This is a genomic window from Streptomyces sp. NPDC055239 (assembly GCF_053606205.1).
The window spans coordinates 1-10,660 of sequence record NZ_JBSGRD010000030.1; the positions used below are offsets into that span (position 1 = coordinate 1).

Sequence of the window (10,660 nt, forward strand, 5' to 3'; positions counted from 1 at the left end):
GGGAATGCTCGATCTGGGACTCGCTGCTTGACTCCGCGGGCCAGGCGTAGGGGAACTCGAACGACTCGCCTGCGCCTAACTGATCGTTTCAGAATGACGTTCGTAGGCGGCGGAGGCATTTGAGGCTGCAGGCCAGTTCGAGCAGGCCCTGGTGGAGGCCGGCGCGTCGTTCGTAGCGGATGCGTAGTCGTTTGAACTGGTGTAACCAGGCGAAGGCACGCTCAACCACCCAGCGCACTTTGCCCAAACCAGAACCGTGGGCCACGCTGCGTCGGGCGATCATGGGCTTGATGCCGCGCTTCCACAGCAAGAGGCGGTACTTGTCGAAGTCGTAGCCCCGGTCGGCATACAACCGTCGGGGTTTGTGGCGGGGACGTCCCCGGAGCCCCCGAATCGTTGGGATGGCGTCCAACAGCGGCAGGAGCTGGGTGACGTCGTGTCGGTTGCCGCCCGTGAGCGTAACCGCGAGCGGGGTTCCCTGGCGGTCGACGATCAAGTGGTGCTTGGAGCCGGGACGGGCGCGGTCGACCGGTGAGGGGCCGACAAGATCCCCCCTTTGAGAGCCCGGATGTGCGATCCGTCCACGGAACAGTCGTCCAGCTCCAGCAGGCTCCCGCGTCGAAGCTCGGTCGGCAGCGCGGCGTGCGGGCGTGGCCAGACACCAGCCTCGGTCCAGTCCCGCAGCCGACGCCAAGCTGTCACATCGGAGCAGCCCACGGATTCCGTCGGAACGTCGCGCCAGGCGACACCGGTTCGCAGCACGTACACCACGCCGGCGAGTGCCGCTCGGTCGGGAACGCGCAGGCGCCCGGGGTGGCGCCGGCGTCGTTCGGGAGTGGGTGGCAGCAGCGGGGCCACACGTTCCCACAGATCGTCCGGAACAAGATCAGTACGCACCCGGACACCTTGCCCACCGTGACCGCCAACGGCAAGACCGGCTACTCGACTTGGCCCAGAAAGTGCCTGGTAGTGAGGTGGCGGGCGCGAACCAGATCAGTTCAGTTCAGCGACGGCGGAACCCAGGCATGGTGACGCAGGATCATACGTGTCGCGACGCGGGACGGTGTCAGTCGCATCGCCGTGTTCCGCAGGGCGACGGCCAGCGGGTGGGACAGCTGCTGGCCCATTCTCCCGGCCTGCCGGGCGGCCCCTGCGACGGCCTGGCTCCGCGGCCGGCGCTCAGCGTCGTAGCGGGCGAGCGCGGCCTCGACGGTGGACTCGGCACCGAGGGCAGCGGCCAGAGTGACCGCGTCCTCCAGTGCCTGGCAGGCGCCCTGTCCGAGGTTGGGGGTCATCGCATGGGCCGCGTCACCAAGCAGCGCGATCCGCCCGACCGCGTATGAGGGCAGAGGCGTGCGGAGTTCGTTCACCTCGTGATGCAACACGGCCTCGGGCCGGGTCGCGTCGAGTAGAGCGGGGATCGGGCCGTGCCAGGTGTGGAACCGTCGGCGCAGTTCGGTCAGTGGGTCGGCGAACCGCGTTCCGGCGGGGAGGCTGAGGACGGCGTGCCACTCGGCCCTCCCGTCCAGGAAAGCGATGTGTCCGAACTCCGCGCCTCGGCCCCAGGTCAGCTCGAAGTCGGTACGCAGATCGACCGCGTGCTCGGTGATCGCGCGCAGCACCGTCGAGCCGCTGTGGACCGGGCCGGGATGGTCTGGGAAGAGCTGGCCGCGGACTGTGCTGCCGATACCATCGGCCGCCACTACCAGATCGGCCTCCAGGGCCGTGGCGCTGCAGCCGACGTGAACTGTCCCCGGGCCGACCTGCTCGACCGTTGCCGCCTCGGAGCCGATCGCCAGTGACCCGGCGGGCAAGCCCTCGCGCAGCAGTCGGTGCAGGGTGGAACGGGGGATGCCCATGATCGGCGCGCCCACCGCCTTCTCCAGTGCCGAGCCGTCCATCCGGGCCAGCCAGCCGCCCCGGGGCGTCCGGGTGCCGCCGCTGTACTGGCCTTGCGACGCGTCCCGAACCGCCCCGCCGACGCCGAGTTCGTCCAGTGCCCGCAGGCCGTTGGCGGCCAGTGAAATTCCTGCCCCCGCGTCCTCGATCATGGACGAACGCTCGAGGACCGTCACGTCCCATCCGATGCGGTGCAGGCCGATTGCGGCGGCTAGCCCGCCTATGCCCCCTCCGACCACCACTGCTGTGTTCCCCATGCCGGAGCCCCCTTCTTCTACACATGTAGAAATCGACTCTAACCTGAGTCTCTACGGGTGTAGAAAGGGGGCATGGTTTCGGAACGGCGCACCCTCCTTGCAGACGCAGCTCTCGACGTCCTCGCCGACGAAGGGATGCGCGGCCTGACCCACCGCGCGGTCGACCGCAGAGCAGCCATGCCGCCCGGCACCACCTCGGCCTACTTCCGCACCCGCGCCGCGCTGCTGACCGGACTGGTCGCCCGCCTGGTCCAACTCGACCAGGCGGAACTTCAAGCGACGGCCGACGAGCTTCCACCGCTGCGTACCGTCGAGGAACTGGTGGACGGCATGGTGACGCTCACCCGGCAGCGACTCACGGGCGAGGGCCGCCGGCGCTCGCTCGCCCGCCATGCTTGCGCCATCGAGAGTGTGCGCGACGATGAGCTGCGCGAGATCCTCGTGCCCCGCGAGAACGCCGGCCGCGAGGCCGTCCGGCTGTTCCTCGCCAAGCACGGTGTGACCGACGTCGAGAACCGCACTCACACTCTGCTGACCTGCATCGACGGACTGGTCTTCGACCGACTGGTGAACGGCGGCGAAGTGCAGCGCGAGGCCCTCGAAGGACTGGTCGCCGCCGGGCTGCGTTAGGCTCCAGGCGTCGATGGCCCCGCTCGAACCAGCCGGCAGCCTCAGCTGTCTCCGCCGCCTACGAACCTCATTCCGAAACGAACAGTTAGGGAGCGAAACGTTCCCTCAGGACCGAGCGTTACGGTTTGGTGTGAAGCGACTTGCGGCATTCGCCGGTGAACACGCTCCAGCGATTCTGGTACTCGTCCTGGTACCCCTCAGGGCTCGGTAGCTCAACAGTTGGGTCGCCGTGAGTTCCCGCGATGGAGTCCTCCAGCATCTTCACGGGGCGATGGGCATGCTGGATCAGTGCGTGAGCGGCTTCCCAGACCGCTTCTGGTGCTTCCACCTGGAGTACGTTTGCGGCTTTTCGAGAACCCTCGACATCGACACGGCCGAAGCACACGTACGCGGCGTCCCTGTCTCCTTCGCGCCAGTGGATAAGAGCCTCGAAGATGGGATTGAAGATCGCCTCCGTTGCGGTCAAGTACGTGGCGCAGTCGCTCTGAAGGAGCTGGCGAAGCCACTGCTCATGTTGGTATGCCGCCTGAGCGTCGGCTTGGTAGCGCGCCCCCTGCATTCCATAGCGCGCAGCGAGCACCGCGCCGGCTGCACCAATGAACGCACCGATCAGTGCGGATCCCGCCGCAACCAGACCGAGCAGAGTCTCACTGTTCACGCCCCACCCCCGCCCCATGCGCGGGTCGGCCACCCACGCAAGATCGCAAGCATTTTAGGACTCCCATGCCGGTACGACGAGTGATGGACATTCCCTAATCCGAAAAGGCCGGTGGCCGTCGCGGAGGAGGCCGCCGTGTACCTGCGGGCCCGCTAGGGTCCGGGGTCGGCGTGCTGCCTTGCCAGCACCGCGTGAGCCGGAGGAACCGCCGCGCCCGGAGATGGTACTTCTCGCTGTGGCGTTCCCTGCGCTCGTGGATCAGCTCGCGCCGTGCGCTGTGGTCTGAGCGCCAATTGCACTGCTGGCAGGATGAGTTGGGGTCGAGGTGTGGGGATTTCTTGCCGGACGACAGGCGGCAAATCCAGACGGCGGTGCTGGGCAGTGCGGACTTGGTACCGCAGGGGAGGCTGATTCCGGCGGACGCCATTCGCTTCCTGGTCGGACAGGGGTAGCATCCGCAGGTTCTATCACTCGGGGGAGGGGCGATCGATGCTGCCGTTGCGGGGTTGGGCCTGGCCGGCGTCGGCGCCTTGGTGGAGGCTGGCGGAGCATTTCCTGAAACCAGGCAGGAACCTCATCTACGACCGCTGCCTGAAGGTCGCGGTGGACAGTCCCAAGACGGCGAGGCTGCTGGGGAAGCGGCCGGGGGTGACCCGCGACGCGGTCTATCAGCAGATGCGCCAGCCGTGGTGCCGCAACGCAGCCTTCAACATGTGTGACGGGCTGAGCACTGCGGAATATGAAGCGGCGCACGCGGACCTGGAAGAGGTCGGGGAGAAATTCCAGACCACAGCGGATGAATCCGAATGGAACTGGTGGATTGTCTGCCTCCTCATCGCGGCTACCGGCCTGGTGGTTCTGATCGCGGGCGGGCTCAAGGCGCTGGCCATCGCAGTCGTGCTGACCACGTTCACGGTGTTCGTTCTCTTCTGGTGTGGGTCGGCCGTGTGGTTCAACCTGCGCCACTGTCTTATCGCAGCGGTCTATGCCATCGCCTGGGCGGCCGCACGGATCAGGTATGGAATCACTGCCGTGGGCTGGGGCGAGGTGCTGCTTGAAGAGGGTACGAAACCAGCCGTCGAGCAGATGGTGCGTCACCTCCTGGGCGACGATCCCGACTCCGTCTTCATCCCGCACAGTTCCAGAGGTCTGCGAGCGCCGCGGGCACCCGGCTACGTCGTCAGCAATGAGGCCATGTGGCGGTTGAAGCGCAAGCTCGCACAGATCGAGGAGGGCACCCTCGCCGTCTGTGGTCCGCGCGGGGCTGGCAAGTCAACGCTCTTGGAAGAGTGCGTGAAGGAAGCCGACTTCGGGGTGATCGTCCAGGCCCCAGCCACCTACGCTCCGCACGACTTTCTGCTGTCGCTCTCCGTGCGCCTGTGCGAGGAGTACGTACGCCACGAGGGCTACGAGGTACCGGAGTTCACCCGCCTCTCGCCGTTCCACCGGATCCTGCGCCGAACCCGTGCACGGATCAGACAACTGGCCCGCTGGAGCGCCTTCGCGGCGCCGGCTGCCGTCCTGATCGTGCTGGGGCTGTCGGCGTCCGTCCGCTCCCTGTATGAGCAGTACGCCGCCTCGGCGTCCGATCATGCCCAGAGCTACGCGGATGAGGCGCAGCGCTGGGTTCGGGACATCTGGCAGGGGCACGCGATCGTTGCGAGCGTCATCGTCGTCCTCATCGGAATTGCCTGGTGGAAGGCGCGCTACAACCCGTGGCTGCCGCAAGCCCTAGGGAGGATTTGGGCGGCGGGTAGCGCGCCGCTGGGTCTCGTTGTGGCTGCGGCCTCTGTAGGCAGCATCGCGTACGACGCCCGACTCCTTGAGCAGGTGGAAAACCTCCCGCCCGACACCACCGGCAACATCATTGTGCTGACGGCCCTGTGGTGGCTGTGCCGCAGAACGGGGGAGCCCGGCTTTGTGCTTCCCCTGGGCAGCGGGTGGGAGATCTCCCCGGAGGACATCTTCCGGCCTGCAGCCACCTTCGTGGGCGGGTACCTGCTGTACACCCTGGTCAAGATGCCGCAGACCTACGCGATCCTCGCGGACCCCGAGAACCCGCCGAGGCTCGCGGGCGTGGTCGCCGGCCTCATGCTGGCCCGGGCCGGCGACTGGCGACCACGCCGGGCGGAGCCCGCACTCGTGACCCGCTGCCGCAACCACCTCTACCGGCTCCAGACCGTCCAGATGACCACCAACACGCTCTCCAACAGCGCCTTGAACCTGGGCGGCTCCCATGCCACGTCTGTCTCCACCCTCCCGCCGAACTTCCCGGGACTGGTCCAAGACTTCCGCGACCTGCTCGCCCAGATCGCTGCCGACAAGGCCCGCCAGAACCAGGTCGTCCTCATCGCCATCGACGAGGTAGACCGTCTTGGCTCCGACACTCAGGCCCTGGCGTTCCTCAGCGAGATCAAGGCGATCCTCGGCGTCCGCCGCGTCTACTACCTGATCTCCGTGGCCGAAGATGTCGGGGCCGCGTTCGTACGCCGCGGCCTCCCGCACCGGGACGTCACCGACAGCTCCCTGGACGACGTCATCCACGTGCCCCCCAGCACGCTCAAAGAAGCCCGCACCATCCTCGTCAAACGCTCCGAAACCCTCACCGCCCCCTACGCACTACTTGCCCATGCCCTGTCCGGCGGCATACTGCGCGACTTGCTGCGCTACGGCCTGCAGATCGAGGAGATGCAGGCCAAGACCCGATCGCACGAACTCAGCGACATTTCCCGTGAGCTCATCCTGGAGGAGCTCTCCGAAACCCTGGCCGGGTTCAGGACGCTGCTGAGCAAGCACGAATGGACCCGCAGTACCAGCGGGATCCTCACCGCCTTCCGCACTCTCTGCGGCTACCTGCACGCCCCCTGCTCCTGCAACGAAGCAGCCCTGCGGCACGCCCTGGAGCACTTCGCCTTCTACGCCGCCAGCGACCGGCCGGGCCCCATTGCCGACGGAGAACTCGCCGCCGCGGCACGCCAACTCATCGACGAAGCGGCCGCCTACGCCTACTTCTCCCTCAGCCTCCTCGACATCTTCAGCGCCAAGAGGCTTGATCACCGCACTAGACGGGCTACAGAGAGAGGCCGGGCCGGAGAACCCGAACGCCTGGCCGACGCGCGCCTCGAACTTGGGATATCGCCCCACAGCGCCCGCACTCTCATCGACGACATCCGCAAGGCCTGGTCACTACCCCTGGGACCCACCACCAACGGCCACATCCCCGCACCCCGCCGCGGAGCGTGCCTCCTCCACCAGGCCGACCCCGGCTCCTAGCTCACCAACCACACCGGATCACCGACCCCGTGGCGCAGCCCACGTGCCCGTATCCGTCGGGGACGTCTACACGCCAGAGGCTCGGCGATCACCCGCCCGGCCCCACGGCGGCCCAGGTGTCGCACCAGGTGAGGACCCCAGCCGAGGCCGGGGTCCTCATGCACTTCCGGGTGTGGGTGATCACGTGTTCGAGCCAGTCGATGATGTCTTGTTCAGCCGCTGGACAGGCTCATCCGTTGTGCCGGACCGCGCTTGGAAAGTCCGGGGCGGCTCGTGTGACCACGGCGTACCGTGAGCACAGAGAAGGGGGACGAATGAGGCTCAGCGCGGCGCAAGTGACGAACTACCGCTCAGTGATCGATTCGACGGAGTTCGAGGTAGAACTGGATAAGACCATCGTGGTCGGGGCCAATGAGGCAGGGAAGACAGCGGTGCTTCGGTCGCTGCAGCAGGTGAATCCGCCGCCCGGCCAGAACGCTGGTCTGGACGCCCTGCGGGACTATCCGAGGTCGCGGTACACCGAGCTCGACCGGGGCGACAGGGATGTCGGCGACGTTCCGATTGCGCAGGCGACGTTCACCCTGGACGACGACGACATCGCAGTACTCCACGAGATTGACGCCGAGGTCTTCGCCGACGCCAAGACCCTCGTGCTGACCCGATACCTCGACAACAGCCGCAACTGGTCACTGCCCGGCGTCAGTCGGACGGCACAGTGGAAAGACGTCAGCAAGGACGCCGCGCGCCTCAAGGCCCATGTCAAAGGGCGGGGGAGGAAGGCCAGCAGGCGGCCGACGAATTCGATCAGCTACTGGCGGCCATGAGTGACACCACCTTTCTGGTCGGCACGCGAGCCAACGAGCTGGATCATTGGCTCGAACGGGCCCTGCCTCACATCGATGAGGACAACAAGCAGGCCGATGCCCAGTTCGACCGGCTCCGCGCCGCAGCCCGTCGCCACTCCATCTACCAGCAGGCACGGGGCGCCCTGGAATCACGGATCCCGGTGTTCGTGTACTACTCCCAGTACTTCACCGTGCGCCCCCGCATCCATCTGGCGAACCTCGCGCATCGACAGGCTGCGGGCGACGTGGACCAGGAATACGATTTCGGGAACCTGTGTCTGCTCGATCTGCTGGGATTCACCGCCGCCGAACTCTCACAGATGGACAACCAGGCCCCCGTCCTTCCGGCGAACCGGCAGGATCGGAACGAGATGGCGGCCTACCAGGAAGCCGAGAAGGCGTGGCAGGCCCAGCACGACGCCCGCCAGTACAAACTGAACGCGGCGAGCGTCCTGATCACCCAGCTGATCAGCAACGTCTGGGGCGACGAAGACCTGCAACTCCGCCTGGTCGTGGACGGTCAGTACCTCAAGGTGGTCGTCGTCGACGACCTTGGAGTCGAAGTCGAACTCGACCAGCGCAGCGAAGGCTTCCGCTGGCTGGTCAGCTTCTTCGTGGTCTTCCGCGCCCAGGCGAAGGACCAGCTGAACAACGCCATCCTGCTCCTGGACGAACCCGGCCTGCACCTGCACCCGCTCAAGCAGCGGGAGTTTCGCAGAACCGTGGAGATGCTGGCCGAGGACAACCAGATCCTCTACACCACTCACTCGCCCTTCATGGTCGGCCCCGAAGAGCTCCACCGTGTGCGCCTGGTGGAGATGGTCGACCGGACCACGGGCACGAAGATCCACACCCAGCTGGTGTCGGACGATCCCCGCTCGGTCTTCCCACTTCAGACCGCACTCGGTTACGACCTCGCGCAGAGTATGTTCAGCCAGCGCCGCAACCTCGTCACCGAGGGCCTGACAGACATGTGGTTCCTCGAGGGCCTCGCCGGCGCCATGCGTGAAGCCGGCCTGCCCACGATGCGCGACACCATCGCCATTGTGCCCGCGGGCAGCTCCAGCAAGGTCATCTACTACTGCACCCTGCTGCACAGCCAGAAGCTGAAGGTCAGTGCTCTGCTCGACTCCGACGCGGCCGGCGAGAAGGCAGCCGCCCAGGACGACCTGGTCCGCCTGCTGAAGAACAACCAGATCCTGCGCGCCAAGGACTACTACACCGGCTCCGTTCCCGGCCCAGAGATCGAGGATCTTCTACGCGCCACCCTGGTACGAGTCGCTCTCGACCGACTCGGCTGGGACATCCGCGCGACTGAGGCCGCCCAGCCCAAGCGCCACGTCGCCGACATCTTCAAGGCCGAGATCTCAAACTTCTCGAAGTGGAAGCTCACCAAGGAGTTCCTGCGCTGGCTGACCGACCATGGCTGGAGCGACTTGACGGCCGACGAACAGGCGGCATGGCAGAAGCTGTTCGCCGCCATCAACAAAGGCCTGGCGTAGCCATCGGGACCCAGGACGGAGTGCTGGGTGCTCGCGGGCGCTCGGGCTGCGCCTGTTTCAACTGGCGGGAGCGAACCGGGGGACCGAAACCACGCCGTCCTGATCTATGCCGGCTTGGTCGGCGAGCTGAGCAAGACTGACCTGACCCAGATCTCGCGTTCACCGTGCGGCGCTGCTCTGTTGTGCTCGCCGCGCTCGCTCGTCCACCAGCTCATGGTTCTCGCTGGGGTCATCTTCGGCGGCTACGTCGCCGCCATCGTCTTCGGCTCCACCCGCGGCGCCGGCGGGACGGTCGTCAACATCCGCAAGGCCGTCATCAAACGCAACCACTTCCACCGATGAAGAGCCCTCCGGGGACATCGCGCTCTCACGGGGAGTTACCCGATGGAGGCGTGCGAGGTTCGTCGCTGATACCTAGATCAGCGCGCATGGCGTCCCAGCGCTCCCAGAGCCAGTTCAGGTAGGCCTCGACCTCTTCGAAAGATCCGTCTGGTTCTGGGTGGCCCTCTTCCAGATTCTTCGTCTTGCGGTAGCCAGCCCCGAGGGCAATGGCCAGCTCATCCAGATGGCCCAGCACCGAGCCGGAAGCAACCATCTGGGCTTCGGCGAAGGCCAGATGGTGCGCTTGCCGCGCTGCCTCTAGTTCCTGGCTGGCTGCTTCGTCTACTTGGCCATGGTGAACGAAGTAGAGGATGTTCATCAGCTGAACCCGATACCTGCGGAAGGCAGCGTTCGTGTTCACGTAGCAGGCGCGCCTTTGCTCTAAGGCCGCGCGCTCCTGCTCGCGACGCCATTGGGCACGCTCCACTTGCTGGTGCCTCTCGAAGTCCGCTTCCAGCGCTTTCGCTTGAGAACGCTGGGTGAGGACCGGAGCGAGGAGCGTACCGATCACGCCGCACACCGCGACAACCAGGGCAATCACCGCACTATTCATGGCTCCCCCTGCCTCCGCCATAAGCGAGGACTCCCCCTCCGTCTCGCCAAAGATTCGGGGCCGCCCTTGCGATCCAACACGCCAGTATCGGACTTGGGGAACTCCAGCATGACCCAAGTGCCCGACGTCCGGCGAGAGTGCAGCCGTTACGGCCTCCGCATCCTGGTCAGCAGACCGGCGCAGGCCGCGGCCCGGGCGGGGGAGGACGGCATCCGCATACCCGCGATCAGCCGCCGGATAGGCCCCGCCGTGCAGCTGACCCTCTCGCCCTCAAAACGCGGCGTTACCTGGGCAATTGAGGAGGTTCCTGGACGCTGGGCAGTCACCGAGGCCTCCCCCCTCTCACGGTGCTCGCCCGACTTACATCGAGCGCGCTCGCACGGAGCTGATCACCACGCCAGCTATCTGAGCCGCCCAACGAGGGGCGTGGCTTTCGTCCCGCTGGCGGCGCCTGCCCGAGGGAGTGGTTCGCCTTCGAACTTGGGTAGCGGAGAACGATCGATGTGGGTGCCTAAAACTCGGAGCCGCTCAAGCACGCTGAGGAGGCAGTCCTCACGATGCTTGGGCAAATGGCGCTCTTAACGGCGCGCGGAGTCAACTCGCAGAGAACCGATGTAAAGAACCGGCACAGCTAGGTGATCAGTCCGGTGTCCAAGACCTTT

Annotated in this window: 9 protein-coding genes; 5 read left to right on the top strand and 4 right to left on the bottom strand. The window is 66.3% G+C overall.

Going from position 1 to position 10,660, the window contains the following annotated elements:
• Nucleotides 1–88: 88 nt before the first annotated feature.
• Together ACWFRJ_RS44405 and ACWFRJ_RS44410 are read right to left on the bottom strand one after the other, a co-directional pair.
• Nucleotides 89–897, bottom strand: a protein-coding gene (locus ACWFRJ_RS44405) for an IS5 family transposase (RefSeq protein ID WP_453544776.1) whose coding sequence is annotated in 2 segments (ribosomal slippage) — nt 89–558 and nt 558–897 — 810 coding nt in all. Because the reading frame shifts where the segments join, the coding sequence is not laid out codon by codon here.
• Between the two features lie 101 nt (nt 898–998).
• A complete protein-coding gene (locus ACWFRJ_RS44410) occupies nt 999–2,156 on the bottom strand; it encodes an FAD-dependent monooxygenase (protein ID WP_453544778.1) in 1,158 nt (385 codons plus the stop codon).
• Nucleotides 2,157–2,228: 72 nt separating this feature from the next.
• On the opposite strand from ACWFRJ_RS44410, the gene ACWFRJ_RS44415 reads away from it, so the two are divergent.
• Nucleotides 2,229–2,786 (top strand): TetR/AcrR family transcriptional regulator, encoded by a 558-nt coding sequence (locus ACWFRJ_RS44415; RefSeq protein ID WP_453544780.1) that lies wholly within the window; start codon nt 2,229–2,231, stop codon nt 2,784–2,786.
• A 118-nt stretch (nt 2,787–2,904) separates the two neighbouring features.
• Here ACWFRJ_RS44415 and ACWFRJ_RS44420 read toward each other — a convergent pair whose 3' ends face one another.
• Nucleotides 2,905–3,444 carry a hypothetical protein gene (locus ACWFRJ_RS44420; protein WP_453544782.1) on the bottom strand — a complete coding sequence of 180 codons (540 nt, stop codon included), beginning with the start codon at nt 3,442–3,444 and terminating at the stop codon, nt 2,905–2,907.
• Between the two features lie 489 nt (nt 3,445–3,933).
• Between ACWFRJ_RS44420 and ACWFRJ_RS44425 the strand changes: the two genes are divergently transcribed.
• The 4 genes from ACWFRJ_RS44425 to ACWFRJ_RS44440 all read left to right on the top strand — a co-directional run bounded on the left by ACWFRJ_RS44425 (nt 3,934) and on the right by ACWFRJ_RS44440 (nt 9,406).
• On the top strand, nt 3,934–6,717 hold the full coding sequence (locus ACWFRJ_RS44425) for a hypothetical protein (protein ID WP_453544784.1): 2,784 nt from the start codon (nt 3,934–3,936) through the stop codon (nt 6,715–6,717).
• Between the two features lie 314 nt (nt 6,718–7,031).
• Nucleotides 7,032–7,541 carry a hypothetical protein gene (locus ACWFRJ_RS44430; protein ID WP_453544786.1) on the top strand — a complete coding sequence of 170 codons (510 nt, stop codon included), beginning with the start codon at nt 7,032–7,034 and terminating at the stop codon, nt 7,539–7,541.
• Nucleotides 7,538–9,064, top strand: a complete 1,527-nt coding sequence (locus ACWFRJ_RS44435; protein WP_453544787.1) for an ATP-dependent nuclease — start codon at nt 7,538–7,540, stop codon at nt 9,062–9,064. Before ACWFRJ_RS44430 ends, ACWFRJ_RS44435 begins: the two co-directional genes overlap by 4 nt.
• A gap of 27 nt (nt 9,065–9,091) precedes the next feature.
• Nucleotides 9,092–9,406: a hypothetical protein gene (locus ACWFRJ_RS44440; RefSeq protein WP_453544789.1), complete on the top strand. Its 315-nt coding sequence runs from the start codon at nt 9,092–9,094 to the stop codon at nt 9,404–9,406.
• A 25-nt stretch (nt 9,407–9,431) separates the two neighbouring features.
• On the opposite strand, the gene ACWFRJ_RS44445 is transcribed toward ACWFRJ_RS44440, so the two are convergent.
• A complete protein-coding gene (locus ACWFRJ_RS44445; protein ID WP_453544791.1) occupies nt 9,432–9,998 on the bottom strand; it encodes a hypothetical protein in 567 nt (188 codons plus the stop codon).
• Nucleotides 9,999–10,660: the final 662 nt, after the last annotated feature.

Excerpts from the sequence above, each read along its gene's own strand:
- ACWFRJ_RS44430 (WP_453544786.1), top strand. The coding sequence starts at position 7,032 with ATGAGGCTCAGCGCGGCGCAAGTGACGAACTACCGCTCAGTGATCGAT.
- ACWFRJ_RS44435 (WP_453544787.1), top strand. The coding sequence starts at position 7,538 with ATGAGTGACACCACCTTTCTGGTCGGCACGCGAGCCAACGAGCTGGAT.
- ACWFRJ_RS44410 (WP_453544778.1), bottom strand. The coding sequence starts at position 2,156 with ATGGGGAACACAGCAGTGGTGGTCGGAGGGGGCATAGGCGGGCTAGCC.
- ACWFRJ_RS44445 (WP_453544791.1), bottom strand. The coding sequence starts at position 9,998 with ATGAATAGTGCGGTGATTGCCCTGGTTGTCGCGGTGTGCGGCGTGATC.
- ACWFRJ_RS44415 (WP_453544780.1), top strand. The coding sequence starts at position 2,229 with ATGGTTTCGGAACGGCGCACCCTCCTTGCAGACGCAGCTCTCGACGTC.
- ACWFRJ_RS44425 (WP_453544784.1), top strand. The coding sequence starts at position 3,934 with ATGCTGCCGTTGCGGGGTTGGGCCTGGCCGGCGTCGGCGCCTTGGTGG.